Annotated in this window: 22 protein-coding genes; 12 read left to right on the top strand and 10 right to left on the bottom strand. The window is 66.6% G+C overall.

Translation table 11 applies throughout. The features are described 5' to 3' along the window. Window positions 1-9: 9 nt before the first annotated feature. From KI609_RS22545 to KI609_RS22535, 3 genes are all read left to right on the top strand, one after another. Window positions 10-231 carry a DUF350 domain-containing protein gene (locus KI609_RS22545; protein ID WP_226445750.1) on the top strand — a complete coding sequence of 74 codons (222 nt, stop codon included), beginning with the start codon at window positions 10-12 and terminating at the stop codon, window positions 229-231. Between the two features lie 145 nt (window positions 232-376). Next, window positions 377-1,912, top strand: coding sequence for a polyamine aminopropyltransferase (locus KI609_RS22540; RefSeq protein ID WP_226445749.1), 1,536 nt, complete (start codon window positions 377-379; stop codon window positions 1,910-1,912). Window positions 1,913-2,128: 216 nt separating this feature from the next. Next, window positions 2,129-3,823, top strand: a complete 1,695-nt coding sequence (locus KI609_RS22535; protein ID WP_226445748.1) for an NAD(P)-binding protein — start codon at window positions 2,129-2,131, stop codon at window positions 3,821-3,823. A gap of 89 nt (window positions 3,824-3,912) precedes the next feature. Here KI609_RS22535 and KI609_RS22530 read toward each other — a convergent pair whose 3' ends face one another. Further along, window positions 3,913-4,164 (bottom strand): hypothetical protein, encoded by a 252-nt coding sequence (locus KI609_RS22530; RefSeq protein WP_226445747.1) that lies wholly within the window; start codon window positions 4,162-4,164, stop codon window positions 3,913-3,915. A gap of 258 nt (window positions 4,165-4,422) precedes the next feature. Here KI609_RS22530 and KI609_RS22525 point away from each other — a divergent pair, with 258 nt between their 5' ends. Continuing rightward, window positions 4,423-5,778 carry an esterase-like activity of phytase family protein gene (locus tag KI609_RS22525; protein ID WP_226445746.1) on the top strand — a complete coding sequence of 452 codons (1,356 nt, stop codon included), beginning with the start codon at window positions 4,423-4,425 and terminating at the stop codon, window positions 5,776-5,778. An 85-nt stretch (window positions 5,779-5,863) separates the two neighbouring features. Here KI609_RS22525 and KI609_RS22520 read toward each other — a convergent pair whose 3' ends face one another. Next, window positions 5,864-6,169, bottom strand: coding sequence for a hypothetical protein (locus tag KI609_RS22520; protein ID WP_226445745.1), 306 nt, complete (start codon window positions 6,167-6,169; stop codon window positions 5,864-5,866). A gap of 253 nt (window positions 6,170-6,422) precedes the next feature. On the opposite strand from KI609_RS22520, the gene KI609_RS22515 reads away from it, so the two are divergent. The 3 genes from KI609_RS22515 to KI609_RS22505 all read left to right on the top strand — a co-directional run bounded on the left by KI609_RS22515 (window position 6,423) and on the right by KI609_RS22505 (window position 8,282). Continuing rightward, window positions 6,423-7,136 carry a riboflavin synthase subunit alpha gene (locus KI609_RS22515; RefSeq protein WP_226445744.1) on the top strand — a complete coding sequence of 238 codons (714 nt, stop codon included), beginning with the start codon at window positions 6,423-6,425 and terminating at the stop codon, window positions 7,134-7,136. A 9-nt stretch (window positions 7,137-7,145) separates the two neighbouring features. Then, window positions 7,146-7,670 carry a GNAT family N-acetyltransferase gene (locus tag KI609_RS22510; protein WP_226445743.1) on the top strand — a complete coding sequence of 175 codons (525 nt, stop codon included), beginning with the start codon at window positions 7,146-7,148 and terminating at the stop codon, window positions 7,668-7,670. A 123-nt stretch (window positions 7,671-7,793) separates the two neighbouring features. Beyond that, window positions 7,794-8,282, top strand: a complete 489-nt coding sequence (locus KI609_RS22505) for an NUDIX hydrolase (RefSeq protein ID WP_226445742.1) — start codon at window positions 7,794-7,796, stop codon at window positions 8,280-8,282. A 64-nt stretch (window positions 8,283-8,346) separates the two neighbouring features. On the opposite strand, the gene KI609_RS22500 is transcribed toward KI609_RS22505, so the two are convergent. From KI609_RS22500 to KI609_RS22480, 5 genes are all read right to left on the bottom strand, one after another. Further along, window positions 8,347-9,324 (bottom strand): Bug family tripartite tricarboxylate transporter substrate binding protein, encoded by a 978-nt coding sequence (locus KI609_RS22500; protein WP_226445741.1) that lies wholly within the window; start codon window positions 9,322-9,324, stop codon window positions 8,347-8,349. 37 nt (window positions 9,325-9,361) lie between these two features. Further along, on the bottom strand, window positions 9,362-10,543 hold the full coding sequence (gene tcuB, locus KI609_RS22495; protein WP_226445740.1) for a tricarballylate utilization 4Fe-4S protein TcuB: 1,182 nt from the start codon (window positions 10,541-10,543) through the stop codon (window positions 9,362-9,364). Then, window positions 10,530-11,993, bottom strand: coding sequence for an FAD-dependent tricarballylate dehydrogenase TcuA (gene tcuA, locus KI609_RS22490; RefSeq protein ID WP_226445739.1), 1,464 nt, complete (start codon window positions 11,991-11,993; stop codon window positions 10,530-10,532). The genes tcuB and tcuA overlap by 14 nt, the downstream gene beginning before the upstream one ends. Window positions 11,994-12,171: 178 nt before the next feature. Next, a complete protein-coding gene (locus tag KI609_RS22485; RefSeq protein ID WP_226445738.1) occupies window positions 12,172-13,152 on the bottom strand; it encodes a LysR substrate-binding domain-containing protein in 981 nt (326 codons plus the stop codon). A 66-nt stretch (window positions 13,153-13,218) separates the two neighbouring features. Next, window positions 13,219-14,046 carry an IclR family transcriptional regulator gene (locus tag KI609_RS22480; RefSeq protein WP_226445737.1) on the bottom strand — a complete coding sequence of 276 codons (828 nt, stop codon included), beginning with the start codon at window positions 14,044-14,046 and terminating at the stop codon, window positions 13,219-13,221. A 103-nt stretch (window positions 14,047-14,149) separates the two neighbouring features. Between KI609_RS22480 and KI609_RS22475 the strand changes: the two genes are divergently transcribed. The 4 genes from KI609_RS22475 (at window position 14,150) to KI609_RS22460 (ending at window position 18,466) form a co-directional block, all read left to right on the top strand. Then, complete coding sequence (locus tag KI609_RS22475) at window positions 14,150-15,151, top strand: Bug family tripartite tricarboxylate transporter substrate binding protein (protein ID WP_226445736.1); 1,002 nt, start codon at window positions 14,150-14,152, stop codon at window positions 15,149-15,151. 153 nt (window positions 15,152-15,304) lie between these two features. After that, a complete protein-coding gene (locus tag KI609_RS22470) occupies window positions 15,305-16,960 on the top strand; it encodes a class I adenylate-forming enzyme family protein (RefSeq protein WP_226445735.1) in 1,656 nt (551 codons plus the stop codon). Then, window positions 16,842-17,636 (top strand): citryl-CoA lyase, encoded by a 795-nt coding sequence (locus KI609_RS22465; RefSeq protein ID WP_226445734.1) that lies wholly within the window; start codon window positions 16,842-16,844, stop codon window positions 17,634-17,636. Before KI609_RS22470 ends, KI609_RS22465 begins: the two co-directional genes overlap by 119 nt. Then, window positions 17,633-18,466, top strand: a complete 834-nt coding sequence (locus tag KI609_RS22460; protein WP_226445733.1) for an SDR family NAD(P)-dependent oxidoreductase — start codon at window positions 17,633-17,635, stop codon at window positions 18,464-18,466. The genes KI609_RS22465 and KI609_RS22460 overlap by 4 nt, the downstream gene beginning before the upstream one ends. A 64-nt stretch (window positions 18,467-18,530) precedes the next feature. On the opposite strand, the gene KI609_RS22455 is transcribed toward KI609_RS22460, so the two are convergent. From KI609_RS22455 to KI609_RS22445, 3 genes are all read right to left on the bottom strand, one after another. After that, a complete protein-coding gene (locus KI609_RS22455) occupies window positions 18,531-19,592 on the bottom strand; it encodes a porin (protein WP_226445732.1) in 1,062 nt (353 codons plus the stop codon). A gap of 73 nt (window positions 19,593-19,665) precedes the next feature. Next, window positions 19,666-20,664 (bottom strand): Bug family tripartite tricarboxylate transporter substrate binding protein, encoded by a 999-nt coding sequence (locus tag KI609_RS22450; RefSeq protein ID WP_226445731.1) that lies wholly within the window; start codon window positions 20,662-20,664, stop codon window positions 19,666-19,668. Between the two features lie 40 nt (window positions 20,665-20,704). Continuing rightward, window positions 20,705-21,796, bottom strand: coding sequence for a 4-oxalomesaconate tautomerase (locus tag KI609_RS22445; RefSeq protein ID WP_226445730.1), 1,092 nt, complete (start codon window positions 21,794-21,796; stop codon window positions 20,705-20,707). A 179-nt stretch (window positions 21,797-21,975) separates the two neighbouring features. Between KI609_RS22445 and KI609_RS22440 the strand changes: the two genes are divergently transcribed. Beyond that, window positions 21,976-22,908: a LysR family transcriptional regulator gene (locus KI609_RS22440; protein WP_226445729.1), complete on the top strand. Its 933-nt coding sequence runs from the start codon at window positions 21,976-21,978 to the stop codon at window positions 22,906-22,908.

Below are 22,908 nucleotides of genomic sequence, written 5' to 3'. Positions count from 1 at the left end.
GATCTCCCCATGATCGGCATCGAATGGCTCAAGCCCGCAGCGTTCCTCGGGTCCATCCTGTACGCCATCATTGGCGTCATCATCTTCTGGCTGTGTTTTGTCATCGTCGACAAGATCACGCCCTATGACCTGTGGCGCGAGATCGTCGAAAAGCAGAACCAGGCCCTGGGCCTGGTGGTGGCGGCGATGTGCCTGGGCATCAGCATCATCGTGGCAGCGGCGATTCATTGATGAAACACCCCCCTGAGCGGCTGCGCCGCTTCCCCCCGCTCTCGCATCGCTACGCGATGTGGGCAGGGGGACGACGCCAGCGCAGCGGGGCGGCCCTTGCGCGGCGTCCACAGGCCAGGGCCGCGCCCATTGCATGCGCCGTCACATGAAGGAAACTGGCGCCCCCACCGGCGCGCGCGCCATCGACGTTGCGCTGCTCGCCAGCGTGTTCGTGGTGGCCGCCTGTGGCCTGCTCTATGAACTGGCTGCGGGCGCGCTCGCGTCCTATGTGCTGGGGGACTCGGTGCTGCAGTTCAGCACCATCATCGGCACCTACCTGTTCGCCATGGGCGTGGGTTCGTGGCTGTCGCGGTACTTCGAGCGGCAGCTGCCCGCGCACTTTTTGCGCATCGAACTGCTGGTGGCGCTGATTGGTGGGGCGCTGCCCGCCACACTATTTCTGGCCAACGCCTATACGCCAGGCGCGTTCCGGTTCCTGCTGTATGGCATGGTGCTGCTGGTGGGTACGCTGGTGGGGCTGGAGATACCGCTCGTGATGCGTATCCTCAAACGCAACGTGGCGCTGAAAGACCTGGTATCGCAGGTGCTCACGTTCGACTACCTGGGCGCGCTGGCGGTGTCGCTGGCGTTCCCGCTGCTGCTGGTGCCGCACCTGGGGTTGATACGCACCGGTTTGCTGTTCGGCCTGATGAATGCGGCCGTGGCGCTGTGGGCGGTGTGGTTGTTCCGGCACGAGTTGCGGCGCCTGCGCTCGCATCTGGTGGCCTGTGTGATGGTGGTGATCATCCTGTTGGCAGGATTTGCCGGTGCCGAGCACATCACCAGTTTTGCCGAGGACAAGTTCTACCAGGACCGCATTGTTTTCACCACCGCCACGCCCTACCAGCGCATCGTGGTCACGCAGGGCCGCTATGGTCACCGGTTGTATCTGAACGGCAACCTGCAGTTTTCCGAGTCGGACGAATACCGTTACCACGAGGCCCTGGTGCACCCGGCCATGTCGGCCCACGGGGGGCCACGGCGCGTGGCGGTGCTGGGTGGTGGCGACGGCATGGCCGTGCGCGAGATTCTCAAATACCCTTCGGTCGAATCGGTCACGCTGGTCGAGCTCGACCCGGCCATGACCAGGATCTTCACCGACAACCCCACCCTGGCGCACCTGAACGGCAACGCGCTGCGTTCGCCCAAGGTGAAGATCATCAACACCGATGCCTTTGGCTGGCTTCAGCAAGAAGGGGAAGAAGCCCCTTTCGATGTGATCGTGGTGGACTTCCCGGACCCCACCAACTTCTCGATCGGCAAGCTCTACACCAACAGCTTTTATGCGCTGCTCGACAAGCGCCTGGCGGCCAGTGGCTATGCGGTGGTGCAGACCACCTCGCCGCTGGTGGCGCGCCAGAGCTTCTGGACGGTGGTGCAGACCATCGAATCGGTGGGCCTGCACACCGCGCCCTACCACGCCCACGTGCCCAGCTTTGGCGAGTGGGGCTATGTTATTGCCAGCCGTCGCCCGTGGCGCCTGCCCGAGACGCTGCCCGCAGGGCTGCGTTTTCTGAGCCCGCCGTCCTTGCCGCTGATGTTTGACTTCCCGCTCGACATGGCGCGTGTGCCCGCCGAGGTCAACCGGTTGTCCAACCAGGCGCTGGTGCACACCTATGAACGCGAGTGGGGAAAGCATTGACTCCCCCTGAGCGGCTGTGCCGCCCGGTGGCAGTGCCAGAGGCACGGCCTTTTCGGCCTGTCCAAGCCTGGGCAGCCAGGCTTGGAGCCGCAGGCACTCAGCCCCTGAGGGGGAAGCCACCGGTGGCCTGGCCAAGCCAGCTCCACGGTGGCACTCGCTTTTGCCGCGCCATTTGCATGCGCTACGCCTTGAATCCCTGAAGCAGAATCAAGCCCCATGCAACGCCGCCACTTCCTTGCCACCGCTGCCGCCTCGGCGGCCACGGGCGTGTCGCTGTCGGGTTGCGATCGGGCACCGCGCACGTTGGAGGGCAGCTTCACCGGCATCGACATGGCCCGTGGTCACCAGGTGCGGGACCTGCTCCAAGCCGGCACGCTGCCCGAGCCCGCCGTGGTGCGGCGAGCGCAGGTGATCATCGCCGGTGGGGGCGTGGCGGGGCTGGCGGCGGCGCGGTCGCTGCGGCTGACAGGCGTGGATGACTTTGTGCTGCTGGAGCTGGAGGACACCGCTGGCGGCAACAGCCGGGGCAGCGCTGTCAACGGCCTGGCCTGCCCACAAGGCGCGCACTACCTGCCCCTGCCCGGCGACGACGCGCGCGAGGTGCAAGACCTGCTGGAGGAACTGGGCCTGCGCCAGCGTGTGGCCGGGCGCTGGCAGTACGAAGAGCGGCACTTGTGCCACAGCCCCCAGGAGCGGCTTTTTATCGGGGGCGAGTGGCAGGATGGCCTGCTGCCCGGAGGAGGTGTAGGTGAAGCCACCCTGGCGCAATACCGCCGGTTTGCCAGGCTGGTGGCGGTGCAGGCGGCCGCGGCCCGGTTTGCCATGCCCGCGCTCACGCTGTGGGACGCCAGGCACCCGATGGCACCATCCCACAGGGCGCTGGATGCCGTCACCTTTGCCGCGTGGCTGGCCGAGCAGGGGCTGGACGACCGGTACCTGCGCTGGTATCTCGACTACTGCTGCCGCGACGACTACGGCGCGGGGGCCGATCGGGTATCGGCCTGGGCAGGCATCCACTACTTTGCCAGCCGCCACGGGTTTCACGCCCCTGGTGAAGCCACCGACGAGGCGCGCGACAGCGTGCTCACTTGGCCCGAGGGCAACGGCTGGCTCACCGAGCGCCTGGCCGCGCCGTTGCGCGCAGCGGGCCAGTTGGGCACCGGCACCAGCGTGCTGCGCATTACCGAGGACCGGCATGGTGTGCAGGTGGATGCCTTCAACCACACCACTGGCAACGCCGAGCGCTGGCATGCGCCGCGCTGCATCGTGGCGCTGCCGGCTTTTGTGGCGGCGCGCGTGGTGCAAAACCCGCCCGCGTTTTTGACCGGTGCCGCGCAGCGCCTGACATGGGCCCCGTGGCTGGTGGCCAATATCTACATTGACAGCCCCCTCACCGACCGCCCCGGTGCGGCGCCGTCGTGGGACAACGTGCTGTATGACGACCCCACACCCGGCGGCCTGGGCTATGTGGACGCGGGCCACCAACGGCTGGACCCCCGCGCCACGTTGGCAGGGCCCACGGTGTTGAGCTACTACCAGGCGCTGGGCGACATGCCGGACGCCCGCCATCGACTGGCCACCTTGCCCTGGCAACACTGGGCGGATGCGGTCATGGCCGCATTGAGCGTGCCCCACCCCGACCTGCGCCAGCGTGCGCGGCAGGTGGCCATCACCCGCTATGGCCATGCCATGTCCATCCCCGTGCCAGGGGTGGTTCAATATTTGAGCCAAATTGGCCTTCAGCGCTTATCCAGCAATCGCAGGCAGCTATCAAATGGGGAGCGAGTTCGCTTTCTCCCGACACCCGCCACGGCGCGGCTGTCATTTGCGCACAGCGACTGGTCTGGCTATTCGGTGTTTGAAGAAGCCTTCACACGTGGGCACGGCGCCGGGCTGATGGCCGCCGGTTGACGGAGGGTGAGGGGCAACGCCCACGTCATTCCACGCCAGTCCGTTCGCCATCGCCTCACCACCCCGATCACCCCACCATCGCTGCGCCATCACCCGCGCTGCACATCCCACCACAGGCCCAGGCACAACGCAGCGCCCACGGCATACAGCAGCCAGGTGGGCGAGACGGCGTAGGGGTAGAACATCAGCGCAACGCCCCACCACCGGGTGCGGCGCTGCTGCGATCTCTTGCCATGCCAGTACGCGGCCATGCCAATGAGGCCGAACACGATGGCGCCCACGATGTAGGCCGGGCTGGGCAGCTCCAGTCCGAGCGATTGCAATGCAGAGAGGGTTTCCATGGCGGGTGTGGGCAGGTGGGTGGGCGGTGGTGGTGGCGACGGTGGTGCACTATGCCCCCACGCGAGGCACGCCCGGTGGGTAAGGTGCAGGATGTGGTGTGTGAGTCCCATCCACCACAAAAGATTCAATGCGCATGCAGGGCACCCGCGACACATGCATTGTGTTGTGCCGCATGCAGTGGTTTGCCCAGGCCCGGTTTCATGACGGCGTCATAGACGGGCCGCATCGTTGCCGTTTTAGGCTTTACCACTGCAAACATGTCCCGACTCTCTCCCCTGGCTGCCTGCGCCGCGCTGCTGTGCATGGCTTGTTCCACCTCGTTTGCCCAGCAGGCCTACCCTGCCACCCTGGCAGGCCATGCCGTGTTGCCGGCGCTCACGGTGATTGCCGCCCCCAAGGACGCGCCGCAGGACCTGCAGGTCAGCGGCAAGTTCACCACGCCGCGCCGCGTGGACGCCGTAGGCTCCGTGATGGGCCAGTCCGGCGGGCGCGACACGGGCGTGTCGCTGCCATTCAAGGGCCAGCCCATCCAGGGCCACTCCGGCATCAAGCGCATGGCTGATGGATCGTTCTGGATCCTCACCGACAACGGCGCGGGCGCCAAGGCCAACTCGCCCGACTTCATGCTGTACCTGAACCACTACACGGTGGATTTCCAAAGCGGAAAGTTCAACCGCCTCAAAACCGTGTTTTTGCATGACCCCGACAAAAAGGTGCCGTTTCGCATCACGCAGGAGGGCACGTCAAAGCGCTACCTCACGGGGGCTGACTTCGACCCCGAGAGCTTTCAATTTGCGGGCGGTGCCTTGTGGATCGGTGAAGAGTTTGGCCCCTACCTCCTCAAGGCCGATCTGAACGGCAAGGTGCTGGCGGTGTTTGAAACGCAGGTCGATGGCAAGGTCGTGCGTTCGCCCGATGCGCCCGGCCTGCAGCTGCCCGGCGCCCCCGATGCCAAAGGCGTGGCGTTTGAGGTCAAGCGCTCCAAGGGTTTTGAGGGCATGGCCTCGTCGAAAGACGGTAGCAAGCTTTATGCTCTGCTTGAAGGCGCGCTGTGGAACGAAGAAGCCAAGGCCTATGAAACCGTGGGCGGCAAACAGGTGCTGCGCGTGCTGGAGTTTGACGTGAAGGCCGGGCAGTGGACGGGCCGGCACTGGAAATACGTGCTGGAGGCCAACCACCATGCCATCGGTGACTTCAACATGATCGATGGCACCACCGGCTTGATCATCGAGCGCGACAACGGCGAGGGCACGGCCGACAAGGCATGCCCTGCCGACCAAAAGCGCGCCGACTGCTTTCACGACATCGCCAAATTCAAGCGCGTCTATAAAGTCGAGCTCTCCGACGCCAACGTGGGCGGCGAGATCCGCAAGCTGGGTTACATCGACCTCATGAACATCCAAGACCCGCAGCGCCTGGCCAGGAAGCCCCTGAACAACGGCGTGCTGACCTTCCCGTTCTTCACCATCGAGAACGTGGACGTGGTGGACGCCACGCACATTGTGGTGGGCAACGACAACAACCTGCCGTTCAGCTCCAGCCGCGAGCCCAACAAGGCCGACGACAACGAACTGGTGCTGCTGGAAGTGGGCGAGCTGCTGCGCGCCAAATAACGCGCCAACGCGCCGTTGGCCACGGCCGGGGGCAAGCGCCACCGGGCGCCATCCACCCCGGCCTTGCGGCCTTAGTCCACCGCCGTCAGGTTTGTTCTGCCGCGACCCAGCGCAGGCCCTTGCCGCGGCTGTAGTAATAGTCTCCTTGGGGGCTGATGACAACGGCACGGCGTGTTGCGGGGTCTGAAAAATAGCGCCACCCATAGCCCGGGGCGTCGGGGGCCGCGCTGTGGGGAACCGCCTTCATCCCATGGTCGAAGCCGTCGGCGGTGCGTTTGTCCGAGGCGTTTTGGCGGGCGGTCTCGCGGTCCCCGGCCAGGCCAGGGGCACTGATGACGGCGGCCAGCAGGGTGATTGCGGTGATCGCGGTGAGGCGTTGGGTGCGCAGCATGGGGGCTCCTTGTGTTGACAAGTCCTGTGGTCGGGGACTGTGGGCACAGTTTGTACTGTTTTTGCAGTGTGCCTTGGTGGTGATGAATCTCCGCTGAACAGGGGCTGCTGCCCATGGCGCGGTGCGCAGGTGTCTGGGTGGCAAAATTGCGGGCGGTGTAGTCGCGTGTGCGGGGCTGGGAGCGGTATCGGCCAGGTTGCTTTGCGCTGCATCTTTTGCCACTTCTTCGCCTTTTTTTGGGGAACCCCGCGCCATGTTCACAGGCATCGTCCAGGCCACGGCAGGCATTGCCGCCATCCACGACCGCGCAGGCCTGCGCACCTTCACGCTCGACTTTCCCGAGGGCTTTTGCCAGGATCTCGCCATCGGTGCCAGCGTGTCCACCGATGGGGTGTGCCTCACGGTCACGGAGATCCTCTCGCCCACGCAGGCCAACTTCGACGTGATGCTGCAGAGCCTGAACATCACCACGCTGGGCAGCTACCGCCAGAGCGACCGCGTGAACGTGGAGCGCGCGGCCAAGGACGGTGCCGAGATCGGCGGGCACCCGCTGTCGGGCCATGTGGACTTCACGGGCACGCTCGTGGAACGCCGCGAGTTCGACAACAACCTGGTGTGGCGCGTGGCCGTGCCCGAGCCGTTTCGCCGCTATGTGTTCGCCAAGGGCTACATCGCCATTCATGGCGCCAGTCTCACCGTGGCCGAGGTGAACCGGCAAGAGGGCTGGTTTGAGGTCTGGATGATTCCCGAAACGCGCCGCGCCACCGTGTTTGAACACAAGAAGGTGGGCGACGCGCTGAACATCGAGATCGAGCGCAGCACCCAGGTGGTGGTGGACACCGTGCGCGAGGCCGTTCAGGAGAGCCTGGGTCGCCTGCAGCCGGTGCTGGAAGCCTTGCTCAAGGAAAAAGGCCTGTCGCTCGACGATTTTGTGCAGCCCCCGGCGTTGTCCCACGGGTCACGCTGAGCACCTGTGGTGGCGACAACCCCCTCCCATTCGGTGGTGCGTGCCTTGGCCGTGCCTGATCTGCCGGGCCTGCTGGCGGTGCAGCGCGCCTGCTACGGCGAGGGTTTCGTTGAAAGCGGCGAGGTCTTTGCCCGCCGCTTGGCCAGCACCGTCAATGGCTCGCTGGTGCTTGAGCGTGACGGCGCCGTCTGTGCGTATCTGGCGGCGTATTGGTCGCAGCAGGGCAAGGTGACGCCACTGCACGGCGACTTTGAACCCACCCCCCGGCCAGACACGCTGTATCTGCACGACATGGCGGTGTTGCCTTCCTGCGCGGGCCAGGGGCTGGCGCACGCCTTGCTGCAGGCGCTCTGGGGGCAGGCAGCCGCGCGCGGGCTGCGGCACGCGGCGCTGGTGTCTGTGCAAGGGTCGCGCGATTACTGGGCCCGCCAAGGCTTTGCGGTGCAGGCGCTCACATGCGAGGTGCAGCGCGCGCGCCTGGCCAGTTATGGCGACGATGCGGTGTACATGGCGCGTGCCCTGTCGGCGGCCTGAACGCCCTGTGACGATGGCGCGGCGCGGGTCGTTGCGTCGTTTGGGTGCGACGGGTATCGGCGTCGGCAAGGCCGCGCGCGGCGTGTCGTTTTTGTGTCAACGCCCGTCGTCATAATGCGCGCCATGCCCCACCGCTGGAAACCCAATGTGACCGTGGCCGCGCTCATCGAGCGCGATGGCCGTTTTCTACTGGTCGAAGAAGAGACCACGGACGGTCTCAAGCTCAACAACCCGGCGGGTCACCTTGACCCCGGCGAGTCGCCCATCCAGGCCTGCGCCCGCGAGGTGCTCGAAGAGACGGCCCACGACTTCGTGCCCACCGCCCTCATCGGGGTGTACATGAACCGCTTCACCAAGACGCGCACGGGGGATGACATCACCTACATGCGCTTTGCGTTTGCGGGCAACCTGGGCATACACCACGAGTGGCGCACGTTGGATACCGGCATTGTGCGAACGCTGTGGATGACCGCCGATGAAATCCGCGCCTGCCCCGAGCGGCACCGCAGCCCGCTGCTGCTGCGGTGCCTGGCGGATTACCTGGCGGGCCAGCGCTTTCCGCTCACGTTGCTGCACACCGATGTGTCCGTGACCGAGCCGGTCACGCAATAGGATCGTGGACACGTTCTAAGCCAACGCATTCGGCGCCATGGGCGCGCGCCGAATGCATGCGGGTTCAATCCGCCGTCAGCTTGCGCTCCTTGATGATGGCCGCCCACTGGGTCGACTCCTTCTTCATGAAGGCAGCGAATTCGGCGCGTGTGGTGGGTTGGGGCGTGAGGCCGTGTTTGTTCAAGACATCCTTGACGCCCGGATCGTTCAGCGCCTTCACGATTTCCTTGTTCCAGCGGTCCAGCATCGGCACGGGTGTCTTGCCGGGCGCCACGAAGCCATACCAGTTCAAGGCCTCGAAACCGGGAAAGCCCGACTCGGCCACCGTGGGGATGTTGGGCAGGTAGGCCGGGCGCGTCAGGCCCGTGGTGGCCAGCGGGATCAGCTTGCCCGACTCCACATGCGGCATGGCCGTGGGTGGGGCGGCGAAGTACGAGGCGATGCGCTCACCCAACAGATCTTGCAGTGCGGGCGCGCCGCCTTTGTAGGGCACATGCACCATGTCAACGCCCGCCCGCTGGTTGAACAGCTCGCCCGCCAGGTGCGAGGCCGACCCCGCACCGGTGGAGGCAAAGTCCACGCTGCCGGGCTTCTTCTTGGAAAGCTGCACAAACTCTGCGAGCGTTTTCACGCCCAGGCCCTTGTGCACCACCAGTACGTTGGGAAAGTACACGCCGCCCGAGATGGGTGCCAGATCCTTGAACGGGTCGTAGCTCAACTTCATCAGGTGCGGTGCGATGGTCAGCGGGCCGACCGATCCAAACAGCAGCACCGAGCCGTCCGGCGTGGCATTGGCCACGAACTGGTGGGCGATGTTGCCGCCCGCGCCGCCTTTGTTGTCCACCACCACCGTCTGGCCGATATTCTCGGAGAGCTTCTTTGCGATCAGGCGCGCAGCCGCGTCGGCGGCACCACCGGCCGCGAAGCCCACCACCAGCGTGACGGGCTTCTTGGGTGGAAATTCCTGGGCCTGGGCGGCACCGCCCAGCACCAGCGCAGCGGTGGCAAGCGCGGTGGCGCGCAGCAATTGTCGTTTGTTCATCGAGGGTCTCCTTCGGGTGAATGGTTGTTATGAGAATTCAGTCGGCACCCAGGCCGATGGGGTTGGGCTGGCGCTTTTCCACCGCATGGCGCAACAGCGATGCCGTGCGGAAAATGCCGTGCCCGAACTTGCCGTAGGGCATGGTGGCAAACAGCGCCATCACCGCGCCCAGGTGCAGGCACAGCAGCAGCGCCAGGGCGGGGGTGCCACGGCCGACCCACAATGCCAGACCGCTGGTGGCGGTGAGGAACAGCAGGGCGATGAAGCCGCGGTCCATGGGCTTTTGTGCGGCGTCGCCGTGCAGCGGGTGGCGGCGCAGGTTCAGCCGCCACAGGCCCGCCGTGCCCAGCGCCAGGCTCACGCCGCCGGCCACGCCCAGCAGCTTGGGCAGGCTGGGTAGCTCGTAGGGCGCGGGCTGGCCCAGCAGGTAGTGGTAGAGCGTGGCCACGCTGGTGGCCGCAAAACACAGCATGAAGCCGTAGAACGTGAGGTGGTGAAAGCGCCGGCGCGAGAGGGTGTAGGCATCATCCTCGTTATGGCAGCCGTCGCCATGGCCCCCATCCAGGTATTTGAGCCGCAGCACCGCATCCGTGGCCTCGGCAGCGGCGGGCGAGGACAGCGGCGCGCCGCTGGTGGCGGGCGTGATATCGCGCCAGAAGCGGCGCACGCCCATGCCCAGCGCAAACACCACGAACAGGAACACCGGGGCGAACAGGCCCACCAGCAGGTTGTGCGGGAAGATGCCGTAGAAGTTGCCGCCCGGCGCGCTCCATAACGTGCCTTTCAATGCCACGGCCAAGGCCAGGAACAGCGCAAGGCCCGCAGCCAGCGCCAGTGACAGCGTGAGCCCCTGGCGCTGGTACAGCTGGCCCAGCGCGGGAGGCCAGGCGTAGTCCACATAGGTCTGGCCGCGTACCTGCGCCATGGCCTGCGGCACGTTCACGGCAAATTCATGCGGCGGCGCGTACTGGCAGGCGTGCAGGCAGGCACCGCAGTTGTGGCACAGGTTGGCCAGAAAGTGGATGTCGGCCTTGCCAAACTCCAGCCGCCGCGTCATGGCCGGGAACACGGCGCAAAAGCCTTCGCAGTAGCGGCAGGCGTTGCAGATCTGCAGCTGGCGGGCCACCTCGGTTTCGGCACCGGTGAGGGGCGCAATGGGCACCACGTTGCCGTTCGCCAGCGCCCGGGCGTCGCGCGTCAGGGCTTCAAGCGACTGCATGGTTTGCTCCTTGTTTTGTAGCTATTGGCGCTTTCTGCATAAGCGCTGGAGGCCGTTTTGATGCCAAAGCGGCTTGGGTGCCGGCGATCCGGCCAAACGCCGTGCCGATGCTCATGCCCACGCCCGCCGTGTAGCCCTTGCCCAGCACATTGCCGGCCATCATTTCGCCCGCCACGAACAGGTTGTCGCTGGGCTGGTTGTTAAAGCGCACGGCGGCCGTGTCGTCGGTGTGCAGGCCCAGGTAGGTGAAGGTCACGCCGGGCTTGAGGGCGTAGCCGTAGTAAGGGCCCGTGTCGATGGGCCGCGCCCAGTGTGTCTTGGCCGGTGTGATGCCTTCGGTGTGGCAGTCGTCCATGGCCGTGTGGTCGAAGGTGCCCACGCGGCAGGCGGCGTTGTAGGCATCGAGCGTGCGCATGAAAGTATCCACATCGAGGCCGAGTTTTTGCGCCAGCTCGGGCAGGCTGCCGGCCTTGACGCCCGGAAACACTGGCGGCATGAAGCGGCCAATGGCCTTGCTGTCGATGATCGAATAGCCGATCTGCCCGGGCTGCTGCGCCACCAGGCGCCCCCAGATGGCGTAGCGTTTGGGCCAGAAGTCTTCGCCCTCGTCATAAAAGCGCTCGCCCTCGCGGTTGACCACCACGCCCAGCGACACGCAGTCGATGCGTGTGCAGATGCCGCCGTCGTACAGCGGCGCGCGCGCGTCGATGGCCACCATGTGCGCCTGCGTGGGGTCGCCAATGCGATCGGCGCCGTGGTCTTCAAGCAGATGCCGCAGCAGCACGCCCTTGTTGTACGCCGTGCCACGGATCAGGAAGTTGTCCGACGGCCACTCGCCGCGCTCGTTTTGGCCCCAGGCCTCGCGCAGCCACTCGCGGTTGGATTCAAAACCACCGGCGGCCAGCACACAGGCCTTGGCGGTGATGCGCTCTGGCTTGCCGTTCACGGTGCAATGCGCGGCAACGAAGCGGCCGTTGTCGATCTCGATACGGTCCACCGGCGATTCGTAGCGCACCTCAACACCCAGCGCTTCGGCGCTGCGGAAATACGCATTCACCAGCGCCTTGCCGCCGCCCATGAAAAAGGCGTTGGTGCGGGCCACATGCAGCGTGCCGGCCAGCGCGGGCTGGAAGTGCACGCCATGGCGGCGCATCCAGTCGCGGCAGTCTGACGAGGCACGGATGACCAGGCGCGCGAGGTGTTCGTTGGTCAGGCCACCCGTCACCTTGAGCAGGTCCTGCCAGAATTCCTCTTCGGGGTAGGCGCCGACCAGCACGTCCTGCGGCGCGTCGTGCATGCAGCGCAGGTTGCGCGTGTGGGCCGAGTTGCCGCCGCGCCAGGCGCGCGGAGCCGATTCAAGCAGCAGCACGCTGGCCCCCGCCTCGCGGGCCATCAGCGCGGCGCACAGGGCGGCGTTGCCGCCGCCAATCACCAAAACGTCCACGCTCATGGCTGGGTGCCTCGGGCCGGGTGGCAGGCGCTGTGGCGCGCGCGGGTGCGGTGGGTTGGCCGGTGGGTGAGGCCCATGGTTTTGTCTCCTGGCGTGGTCGCCGCTTCGTTCGTTCGGGGTTATGGCGACTGTAGGGAGCTGCGGGCCGGCGGTGCAGCCGGTTCAGTTCATGCAGGTATCACGAATCGAGATGGTTGTTTGCCCCCTCGATGAGCTTGGTGCCGAACCACTGCCCCGCTGCGACCAAGCTGCGCACGCAGTCGGCCACCACCACGCGCGCGGCCAGTGCGGCGGGCGAGAGCTCATCTTCTGACAGGCTGCACAGCAGGTTCACGCGGCGCGCGGGTGCATCGGTCAGGCGCGCGCACTGAAAGCGCTGGGCCGCATCGGGGTAGCGGCCCATGGCCGCCCAGGGCTGCAGCGTCGATCCCAGGCCCGCATCCACCGCCGCCATCACCATGGCCAGGGAATCCACCTCCAGCACCACGCGCGGGGCCACGCGGTCGCGTGCGAAGGCGGTGTCCAGCGTGCTGCGCAGGCCGTGCGGGCCCGTGGGCAGGATCAGCGGCTCGTCCCCGAGCTCGGCCACGGTGATGGTCTCGGGCAGGCGGCGCGCACCCGGGCCACCGCGCGCGCAGATCAGGAACAGGTCTTCCTCCAGCAGCGGCTGCATCTGCCAGCGCCGCCCGGCCCCTGCGCGCTGGGCCTGGTGCAGCCGGGTGTCGAACAGCACGGCCAGGTCGAGCTGGCGGGCATGGAGCATGTCGGTGAGGTGGCCCGACATGCTCTCGACCATGTGCAGCCGCACGTCGGGGTAGCGGCTGCGCATGGCCTGCATGAGGGGCAGGCCCAGCACACCCGAGGTGGTGGGCGCCAGGCCCACGGTGACGGTGCCCGACAGCCGCGCCTGCTGCGCCGCGCGCACGGCCTGCTCGGCATGGCGCAAGGTGAGCTGCGCTTCGCGGAAGAAGGCCACACCGGCCTCGGTGGGCGCTACGCCGCGCGGCGTGCGGTGCAGCAGCCGCGTGGCCAGTTCGCCTTCAAGCCGGGTGATCTGCTGGCTCAGCGCGGACTGCACCACATCCAGGTCGAGCGCGGCGCGGCTCATGGAGCCACGCTCCACGACGCGCACAAAATAGCGCAGCTGTCTCAGTTCCATCGGCGAATCCTTCGGGCCTTGCAGGGGGCCACAGCCATCACGGCATGTGATGGGTGGGAGATGTTCTCACACCCCGCCCGGCAGCAGTGCGGCCAGCGCCTCGCGCATCCAGCGCGCAATCAGCTGCTGGCGCTCGCGGGGCATGCGGTCCAGGGTCGAGGCGACGCTGATGGCGGCCACGGGCGCGCCCTCGGCATTGCGCACGGCCATGCCTGCGGCCAGCACGCCCTGGGTGGCGTGATTGCCCACCACCGACCAGCCGCGCTCGCGCGTGGCACGGACCAGGATTTCCAGGCGCTCGGGGGTCATGCCGCCGTAGCTTGGCAGCTCTTTGGCGTTGGCGGCGATGCAGGTCTGCATCTCGGAGTCAGGCAGCGCGGCCAGCAGGGCCAGGCCGGCGGCGCCCACGCCCAGCGGCTGGCGCGTGCCCACCTGGATCACGAGGATCTGCACCGGGTGCGTGCCCACATGGCGCGCAATGCAATGCGACGTGGGCCCTTCGCGCACGATGGCAAAGGCCGCATCGCCACAGGCGCGGCTCACGCGCTCGAGCACGGGTGCCAGGCGCACGGCCATGTTTGGCAGGCCAGCGGGTGTGGCTATCGCCGCCAGCCGGGGCCCGGCCACATAGCGAAAGCGACCGCGCTGGGCCACGTAGCCGCTGTCCAGCAGCGTGGCCAGCAGCCGGTAGACAGTGGCGCGTTCCAGCCCCGTCGCGCGGCACAGGTCGATCACGCGCAAACCATCGCGCCCGCTGGCCAGCACGGCGTCCAGCACCTGCAGGCCACGTCGCAGCGTGCGGCTGCCCGGGTCGTCCACAGGTTCTCCGTCTGGTGAAGTGCAGGGCAAAACGTCCGGCAGGTGAACGTTTAGATTGGCGGAGCGGGAGGGCATGGGAAAGAATTTGTCGGTCAACGCAACCAGCATGCAGTGTGCCGCAGAGCCACGCTGCTGAAGCGCCAAGACGGTATTTTCAGAAACTCCCAGGAGACAAGACATGACCTCGTACACCACTACCACCAACGCGCCGCGCCGACGCCTTCTGGCCTTGGCCGGCGCTATCGCCTGCACCGCCGCACTGCCTTTGCATGCCCAGACCACCGGCTGGCCCACCAAGCCCGTCAAGCTCGTCGTGGGCTATGCAGCCGGCGGCGCCACCGACGTGATTGCGCGCCTGGTGGCCGTCAAGCTGGGCGACCAGCTGGGCCAGCCCGTGGTGGTGGACAACCGCGCAGGCGCCAATAGCAACGTGGGTGCCGAAAACGTGGCGCGTGCGCCGGCCGATGGCTACACGCTGTATGTCTACACCATCGCCAATACCATCAACGCCACGCTGTACCCCAAGCTGGGCTACGACCCGGTCAAGGACTTCGAGCCCATCGGCATGATCGCCAAGATCCCGAACATCCTCGTGGTCAACCCCAAGCTGCCCATCAAGAACCTGGCCGACTACGTGCGCTACGCCAAGGAGTCCAAGGACGGCATCACGTTTGCGTCTTCGGGCAGCGGCTCGTCCATCCACCTCTCGGGCGAGATGTTCAAGATGCAGTCCAAGCTCAAGATGCTGCACGTACCCTACCGAGGCAGCGCGCCCGCCGTCACCGACCTGCTGGGCGGCCAGGTGGACTCGATGTTCGACAACACGCCCTCGGCCCTGCCGCATGTGCAGGCAGGCAAGCTGCGCGCCATTGCCATCACCAGCGCCCAGCGCTCGCCCCTGCTGCCGGATGTGCCCACGCTGGCCGAGTCTGGCTACACGGGCTTCGACGTGCAGTCGTGGTTTGCGCTGGCGGCCCCCACCGGCACGCCGCGCCCCGTGGTCGAGCAGATCAACACCGCCCTGAACAAGGTGCTGGCCCTGCCCGAGGTGCGCACGCGCCTGCAGGAACTGGCCGCCACGCCGGACGGGGGCACGCCCGACAAGATGCGCAGCTTTGCCGCCGCCGAAATCAAGCGCTGGCGCGAAGTGGTGAAGGAATCGGGCGCATCGGCCGAGTAAGAGCGGCTCAAAAAAGCTCCCCTGGCGTCGTTGTCCCGCCTTGTCGTACCGGTGGTACTGCTTGCGACGGAACGCCTGGCCAGGGCCGCTTCGCTGAGTTTTGTTAGCCGCTCCAAGACGACTCACATCTCCACCACCAACCCACAGCCTTCCATGTTCCCCATCGACTTCTTCTGGCGGGCCGCCCAGCGCTGGCCCGACCGCATTGCCATCGACGCGCCCGAGGGCACCATCCGTTACGACGCGCTGGCCGCCCGCGTGGCCGCGCTCGCGGCGAGCTTCACCGCCATCGACCCCGCACCCCAAAGCCGCGTGGGCATCTGCGCGGGCAACAGCGCAGACCACATCGCTGCGCTGCTGGCCGTGCTGGCCTGCGGCAAGGTGTGGGTGCCGCTCAACCCTAAGAGCACGCGGCCCGAGATCCGCCGCATCATCGACGCGACCGAGCCCACCATGCTGGTGTTGGATGCCGCGTGCGCCGACCTGCTTGAAGGCGCGCCTGGCGCCCGCGTGCTGACCGGTGTGCAGGCCGCTGATGGCGCCCCCACGCTGGCCGGCTTGGCTGCAGCGCACGCCGGCGCACCGCGCCCGCAGCTGGACCTCCCGGGCGACGCCACCCAGGCCATCAAGTTCACCGGCGGCACCACCGGTGCGCCCAAGGGCGTGATGCAGCCCTACCGCGCGTGGATGGCCAACATCACCAACCAGATCCACGCCTGGGGCTTTGACGAGCACGAACGCTACATCGTGGCCGCGCCCATCACGCACGGCACCTCCACGTACATCCTGCCCATCCTGGCGCAGGGTGGCTGCCACGTGGTGCTGGCCGGTGCGGGCGCCGAGGCGGTGCGCACGGCCTTCCGCGAGCGCGGCGGCACGGTGTGCTTCATGCCGCCCACGCTGGTCTACATGCTGATGGCGCTGCCCGGCGTATCGCGTGCGGACTTTCCGCGCCTGCGCCGGCTGATCTACGGCGGCGCACCCATGCCGCCCGACAAGATCCGCCAGGTGCGCGACTTCTTCGGCCCGGTGCTGGGAACCACCTACGGCCAGACCGAGGCTCCGCAGATCTTGACGGTGCTGTGCCCCGAAGATTTCAAGGACGAGCGCAACCTGGCATCGGTGGGCCGCACCACTTGGTTCAGCGACGTGGCCATCATGGCGCCCGATGGTCGCCTGCTGCCCACCGGGGAGGTGGGCGAGGTGGTGGCGCGCGGCGACCTGCTGATGACCGGCTACTGGCGCCTGCCCGAGAAGACCGCCGAGACCCTGGTGGACGGCTGGCTGCACACGGGCGACCGGGGCCTGATCGACGAGCGCGGGTTCCTCTACCTCAAGGACCGGCTCAAGGACATGGTGATCACCGGCGGCTTCAACGTCTACCCCGTGGACGTTGAAAACGCGCTGGGCCAGCACCCTGCGGTGCACGAATGCACCGTGTTCGGCCTGCCCGACGACAAGTGGGGCGAGACCGTGCAGGCCGCCGTGCAACTGCGGTCGGGCGAGCAGGCCAGCGAGGCCGAGCTGATCGCCTTTGTGCGCGAACGCCTGGGCCCCGTGCAGACGCCCAAGCACATCCATTTTCACGACAGCCTGCCTCGATCGCCTGTGGGCAAGGTGCTCAAGTCCGCAGTGCGGGATACCGCGCTCGCGGCCCTGGCCCCACCACCGCCTGAAAGAACTAATCACCATGACTACTACTACCGCCAAGACCCCCGTCACCCGTCTGTGCACCCACACGCTCACCAGCCTGCACTACCGCAACGCGAACCTGGTCGAAGACCTGATGGGCAAGAAGACCTTCACTGAAGTGATGCTCATGCAAATCCTGAACCGCACCCCGCGCGGCGTGGACCTGCGCATCACCGATGCGGTGCTGATCGTGCTCATGGAGCACGGCCTCACGCCCAGCGCCATTGCTACGCGGCTGATCTACATGAGCGCACCCGAAAACCTGCAGGGCGCCGTGTCGGCAGGCCTGCTGGCCGTGGGCAGCTCGTTCGTCGGCACCATGGAGAACTGCTCGCGCCTGCTCGACCGCATCAGCGCCGCCGCCGACCCCGAGACCGAGGCGCTGGAGATTGCGCGCCACTACAAGGGCCTCAAAAACCCGGTGCCTGGCTTTGGCCACCACCTGCACAAGCCCGTGGACCCACGCGCATACAAACTGCTGGAGATGGGCCGCGCCGAGGCCGAGCTCAAGGGCGACAAGATCCGTGCACTGGAAACCTTGGCCAAGGCCGTCGATACCGTTGCCGGGCGCCCCATCACGATCAACGCCACGGGCGCCGTGGCCGCGCTGCTCAGCGAGATCGGCGTGCCCACGGGCGTGATGCGCGGCTTTGCCGTGATCTCGCGCGCTGCGGGCCTGGTGGCACACATCGTCGAAGAACAGCAAAGCCCCTCGGGTCGCTTCATCTGGGACACCATCGAACACGCCATTCCCTTCGTCGGTGGCGAGGCTGACCAGGGCGCTGGCGCATGACCGCCGCGCCAAGCCATCTGCCCGCCCTCCCGCTGGACCTGACGGGCCGCGTGGTGTTTGTGGCCGGCGGCGGGTCCGCCGGCCCGGGCTGGAGCATTGGCCGTGCCGCCTGCGTGACCTATGCCCGCCTGGGCGCCAGCGTGTGCGTGGCCGACTGCGACGCAGCCTCGGCCGAGGAAACCACGGCACTCATCCATGCCGAGGGTGGCACAGCCGCCACCTTCGTGGGCGATGTGGCCGTGCAGGAGGACGTCAAGCGCCTTTTTGCTGAGGCGCGCGAGCTTTTTGGTGGCGCCATCGACGTGCTACACCACAACGTGGGCATAGGCAAGACCGGCGGCCCTATGGAGACCAGCGCCGAGGACCTGGACCGTATCCACGCCGTGAACGTACGCAGCCTGCTGCTGACGTCACAGCAGGTGCTGCCCGGCATGGTGGAGCGCGGCCGGGGCGCCATCATTGCCATCTCATCCGTCGCCAGCATGCGTTACATAGGCTACCCGCACCTGGCCTACAGCGTCACCAAGGCGGCCGTCACGCACTTCACGCGCATGGTGGCGCAGCAGTACGCGGGCCAGGGCGTGCGCGCCAACACGGTGGTGCCGGGCCTGATTGACACGCCGCGCATCGCGAACACGGTGGCGAAGATGTTCTCGGACACCAGCCTCGACGAGGCCCGTGCCGCGCGCGCCCGCCAGGTGCCTATGGGCCGCATGGGCTCGGCCTGGGACGTGGCCCATGCCTGCGCTTTTCTCGCCAGCGATGCGGCCGCCTACGTGACCGGCACAGAGCTGGTGGTGGACGGTGGCATCACCGGCAAGTTCGTGTAGCTGTCTGTCGAAAAAAAGCAGACCGCGCAGCCCCACCAGACGCTGCGCGGCTTGCTGCGCTTCATTAGAAGCTGTGCATCACGCCGGCAGAGACACCCGTGGCGCTTGCCTGGTTGGCTGCGCCCTGGAAGCCATGGCGCCAGCGGGTATTGTCCAGTTCGGCGTAGACCTTGGTGCGGCGCGAGAGCTTGTATTCGGCAAACGCCACCAGGCGGCCATAACCGTCGTCGGTGGCGCCGGTGCACGTGCGGTCCACCTTGTAGTAGGCCGCAGTCAGGTCGGTCTGTGGGGTGATGGACCAGGTGGCGCCGGCCGACATCACACGCTGCACGGTGTGCTTGCCTGCGGCGGTTTCGGCCTTGCTGCGCGCGGCATTGGCGGCGAGCCGCAGTGTGTCCCATCGGTAGGCGACGCCCAGGGTGGCGCCGTCCAGCGTGCGCTGATCTGCGGCCTTGAAGGTCTGAAAGGCGCTGGACACGGTGAAGCTGCCCGCCGCATAGGCCAGGCCCAGGCCGCGCGATGGCAGGGCTGAAGTCTGCGACGCCACCTCCCCCAGGCCCAGCATGGCCCGCGCAGTGAAGCCGCCAAAGCGGCCCGTGTACTTGACCGCGTTGTCCAGCCGGTAGGAACCGCTGGTAGAGCCAGCACTGCCGAACTCGATGCCCAGGCCGTGTTGGCTGAGCGCCGCCACGCCAATGCTGGCGTTGAAGCCAGCAAAGCGCATGCCCAAGGGGTCCACGGGCGAGATGGCATCGGCCAGCGTGGTCGTCTGCCGTCCCAGGGCCAGTGTGCCCCAGCCGCCTTGCAAGCCTAGCCAGGAAGCGCGGTCAAAGTACTTGCTGGCATTGGCGGGGGCTCCCGTATCGGCGTTGAGACCGCTCTCCAGTTGGAACACGGCCTTGGCCCCACCCCCTAGGTCTTCGGTCCCACGAAGCCCCCAGCGGCTGGTGGTGTTGATGCCGCTGCCCAGGCTGTCCGTAGACCCGGCCGAGGCTGCATTGGAGGCCGTGAGCCCGCTGCCATGGCGCATGCCCAGGTCCACGATGCCGTACAGCGTCACGCCGTTGGTTTGCGCCACCACGCAGGTGCTGGCTACTGCGGCGCAAAGCGCTCCTAATCTTTTCATGAATGGCCTCCTCTATTTTTTTGAAAACGGAAAACGGAAAACGGAAAACGGGTAAGGGTGCTTTCCCCGTCCCTCAATCGGGTGTGAGCTGGGCCTTTTGCACTACGCCTTTCCACTTGGCGAGCTCCTGGCGCACGGTCAGGCCCAACTGTTCTGGCGTGCTGGTGTCCACCACAGCGCCCTGTTCTTCAATGCGCCGTACGACGTCCTTGTCTACCAGCGCGGTGTTCAGGGCCTTGTTGAGCTGATCGATCACTGCCCGAGGGGTTTTGCCGGGGGCAAACAAGGCATACCACTGGGTGATCTCGACCCCTTTCACTCCCGCCTCTTCCAGGGTGGGCACATCGGGCAACAGCGACGACCGCTTGGGGCCTGCCAGTGCCAACGCGCGCAGCTTGCCGCTCTTGACGTGCGGGTAGGCCGAGAACAGGCTGGGGAACATGACCTGGGTTTGTCCGGCCATCGTGTCTTGCATGGCCGGTGCGGCGCCCCGGTAGGGCACGTGGGCCAGCTGGGCACCGCTCTCCAGCTTGAAGATCTCCGCCGAAAAGTGGGGCGCCGTGCCGTTGCCCGCAGAGGCGTAGTTGAAGTCCTGTGGCCTGGCCTTGGTCAGCGCCACTAGCTCGCTCACCGACTGGGCCGGTACCTTGGGGTTCACCACCATGAGTGTGGGCGAGTAGCTCACCATGCCGATGGGCTCGAACTGCGTGATGGGGTCGTAGCGCAGCTTTTGCAGCGCCGGGCTCATGCCGTGCGTGCCGATGTACCCGAAAAGAATCGTGTGGCCATCGGGCGTCGCGCGGGCGACGTACTCCGCCGCGATGGATCCGTTGGCCCCGGCCTTGTTTTCCACAATGACTTGCTGCCCCAGCAAGGTAGACAGCTTGAGCGCCACCACGCGGGCCATGCCGTCGTTCCCACCGCCTGCGGCGGTGGGCACCACCAGCGTAATGGGCTTCTCCGGATAGGCCGCGTGGGCAAGGGTGGGGAAAAGCTGCGCAGCGGTGGCGAGGGCGGCTGCCGCGAGCAGGGTGCGGCGTGTGGGCAAGGGGCGCACGGATGGATGGGTCATTTTTTTGTCTCCTGTTATTGAAAAAGAGGGAATGGGAAGGTCAGTGGGTGAGCGCGTTGGCTGAAACGAACAGCGTGCCTTCCAGGATCTTTCGCGCCGTGCGGACCAGCGCGGCCTGTACGAGCTTGAAGTGCCCATCCACGTCGCTGAGCTCCACGTCCACCTGGATGCGGCCTGCAGGGTGCAGCACCTCCACGCGGCGTGTGCCTGCCGTGGCGGCTTGGAGGGTGTCGGTGATCACCGTGCCTGGCAGCACATGGGCGGCCGCCACGCCAATGGCACCGGTCACGGCGTGTGAGCGGTGGCAGCGGTGGGGCGTGAAGTAGCGCGATACGACACTTCCTGGCTGATCGCTTGCAGACACGATCACGGGCTTGGGCAGCACGCTGTTCGATACGTCGCCCATGCCCATGTGCAGCCCTGCTTCGCGCCGAAGGGCTTCCAGCCTGGCCAGCAGGCTGGCATTGGCATCCAGTTCTGCGGGGCTTTCGTCGCCGCGCAGACCAAGGTCTGCGGCGCGCACCAGCACCATGACCTGTGCGGCATCGATGCAGGTGACCTGCAAGCCGTGGATGGTGTCGATGCGCTGACCGGTGGGGAAGATCTGGCCCGTGACGGCGCCCCAGGCATCCAGGAAGTTCATCAGCACGGGTGCTGCGGTGCCCTGCACGCCGTCGATGTGCACGTCGCCGTCGTAGTGAACGCGGCCCCCGGCGGTGCACACCTGCACATCAATGCGTGAACGGGTGTTGACGTTGTAGACCCGCACCGTGGTGGTGTTGCCGTGGCCGGATGCAGGCACCAGCCCTTGTTCGATGGCAAAGGGCCCCACGCCCGCCAGCATGTTGCCGCAGTTGGGGCGCGTGTCCACGCGGGCCTCGTCCACGCTGACCTGGGCGAAGAGGTAGTCCACATCGCAGTCGGCGTGCACCGAGCGCGAGACGATCGCCACCTTGCTGGTCAGCGAGTTGCCGCCGCCCAGGCCGTCGATCTGCAGCTCATGCGGCGAGCCCAGGGCCGCGATCAGGGTGCGGTCACGCGCCGCAGGGTCTTGCGGCAGCCAGTCGGCCAGGAAGAACGGCCCCCGGGAAGTGCCGCCACGCATCAGAACGCAAGGAAGGTTGTAGCTCATGGGTCGGCATGGTGCGACGCTTCATATGTTCTGTGAATTGCATTGTTAACAATGATTGATGCATACAGCGCAATGGATAGTGAGCCCAAATACATGGTGAAATCACGTTCGTGAATTGCAATGTTTTGATCGTTTGATGCGTTCTGTGCAACAGAAACATGCCTTGAAAGCCCATGCCCGTGAACAACAAATTCGATCTTGCTGACATCCAGGCCTTTGCTGCAGTGGCTGAGTTGCACAGCTTTCGCGCCGCGGCCGAGTCCATTCACTTGTCGCAACCTGCCTTCAGCCGCCGCATCGACAAACTGGAAGAGGCGCTGGGCGTGCGCTTGCTCGACCGCACCACGCGCCGCGTGACGCTCACGGCCGTGGGCCGCGACTTTGCGCGCAAGACCCGCGTGTGGCTCGATGACCTCGATGGCATGCTGATGGGCCTGGGCGACGTGGCTGCGCGGCGCATGGGGGAGGTGACCATTGCCTGCGTGCCCTCGGCCGTGTATTACTTTTTGCCGCAGGTGGTCAAGCGCTACCACGAGCAGTTTCCCAAGATCCGCGTCAAGGTGCATGACGCCAGCGCCAACGAGGTGCTGGTGGCCGTGGCGCAGGGCGATGCGGACTTCGGCCTGAACTTCATCGGCAGCCAGGAGGCCGAAATCGAGTTCAAGCCCGTGCTGGCCGAGCGCTTCGTCGCCGCCTGCCGCCGCGACCATGTGCTGGCGCGGCGCAAGAAGGTCACCTGGGCCGAGCTGGGTCAGCACGATTTCATGTCGGTGGGCAAGACATCGGGCAACCGCCTGTTGATGGACCTGGCGCTGGCCAACGTGCCCGACCGCCCACAGTGCCTGTACGAGGCCAAGCACGTCACCACCCTGCTCGGGCTGGTGGAGGCGGGCCTGGGTGTGGCGGCCGTGCCCAGCCTGGCCATGCCGGGCAAGGACCACCCCACGCTCGTTAGCATTCCGCTCGTCGAGCCCGTGGTCACACGGCAGATGGGCCTCATCAAGCGCCGGGGCAAATCGCTGTCGCCCGCCGCCCAGCAGCTGTATGACCTGCTGGTGGCTACGCGTTCTGTGCGCCCGCGCCGCGCCGTCACGGCGCAAAAAATACAATAG

This window comes from Acidovorax radicis (assembly GCF_020510705.1).
Lineage (GTDB): Bacteria > Pseudomonadota > Gammaproteobacteria > Burkholderiales > Burkholderiaceae_C > Acidovorax > Acidovorax radicis_A.
This window is presented reverse-complemented; position numbering and strand designations above follow the sequence as displayed.

Coding starts and splice junctions, on each gene's coding strand:
- KI609_RS22545 (WP_226445750.1), top strand. CDS start 10: ATGATCGGCATCGAATGGCTCAAGCCCGCAGCGTTCCTCGGGTCCATC.
- KI609_RS22540 (WP_226445749.1), top strand. CDS start 377: ATGAAGGAAACTGGCGCCCCCACCGGCGCGCGCGCCATCGACGTTGCG.
- KI609_RS22535 (WP_226445748.1), top strand. CDS start 2,129: ATGCAACGCCGCCACTTCCTTGCCACCGCTGCCGCCTCGGCGGCCACG.
- KI609_RS22530 (WP_226445747.1), bottom strand. CDS start 4,164: ATGGAAACCCTCTCTGCATTGCAATCGCTCGGACTGGAGCTGCCCAGC.
- KI609_RS22525 (WP_226445746.1), top strand. CDS start 4,423: ATGTCCCGACTCTCTCCCCTGGCTGCCTGCGCCGCGCTGCTGTGCATG.
- KI609_RS22520 (WP_226445745.1), bottom strand. CDS start 6,169: ATGCTGCGCACCCAACGCCTCACCGCGATCACCGCAATCACCCTGCTG.
- KI609_RS22515 (WP_226445744.1), top strand. CDS start 6,423: ATGTTCACAGGCATCGTCCAGGCCACGGCAGGCATTGCCGCCATCCAC.
- KI609_RS22505 (WP_226445742.1), top strand. CDS start 7,794: ATGCCCCACCGCTGGAAACCCAATGTGACCGTGGCCGCGCTCATCGAG.
- KI609_RS22500 (WP_226445741.1), bottom strand. CDS start 9,324: ATGAACAAACGACAATTGCTGCGCGCCACCGCGCTTGCCACCGCTGCG.
- tcuB (WP_226445740.1), bottom strand. CDS start 10,543: ATGCAGTCGCTTGAAGCCCTGACGCGCGACGCCCGGGCGCTGGCGAAC.
- tcuA (WP_226445739.1), bottom strand. CDS start 11,993: ATGAGCGTGGACGTTTTGGTGATTGGCGGCGGCAACGCCGCCCTGTGC.
- KI609_RS22485 (WP_226445738.1), bottom strand. CDS start 13,152: ATGGAACTGAGACAGCTGCGCTATTTTGTGCGCGTCGTGGAGCGTGGC.
- KI609_RS22480 (WP_226445737.1), bottom strand. CDS start 14,046: ATGCCCTCCCGCTCCGCCAATCTAAACGTTCACCTGCCGGACGTTTTG.
- KI609_RS22475 (WP_226445736.1), top strand. CDS start 14,150: ATGACCTCGTACACCACTACCACCAACGCGCCGCGCCGACGCCTTCTG.
- KI609_RS22470 (WP_226445735.1), top strand. CDS start 15,305: ATGTTCCCCATCGACTTCTTCTGGCGGGCCGCCCAGCGCTGGCCCGAC.
- KI609_RS22465 (WP_226445734.1), top strand. CDS start 16,842: ATGACTACTACTACCGCCAAGACCCCCGTCACCCGTCTGTGCACCCAC.
- KI609_RS22460 (WP_226445733.1), top strand. CDS start 17,633: ATGACCGCCGCGCCAAGCCATCTGCCCGCCCTCCCGCTGGACCTGACG.
- KI609_RS22455 (WP_226445732.1), bottom strand. CDS start 19,592: ATGAAAAGATTAGGAGCGCTTTGCGCCGCAGTAGCCAGCACCTGCGTG.
- KI609_RS22450 (WP_226445731.1), bottom strand. CDS start 20,664: ATGACCCATCCATCCGTGCGCCCCTTGCCCACACGCCGCACCCTGCTC.
- KI609_RS22445 (WP_226445730.1), bottom strand. CDS start 21,796: ATGAGCTACAACCTTCCTTGCGTTCTGATGCGTGGCGGCACTTCCCGG.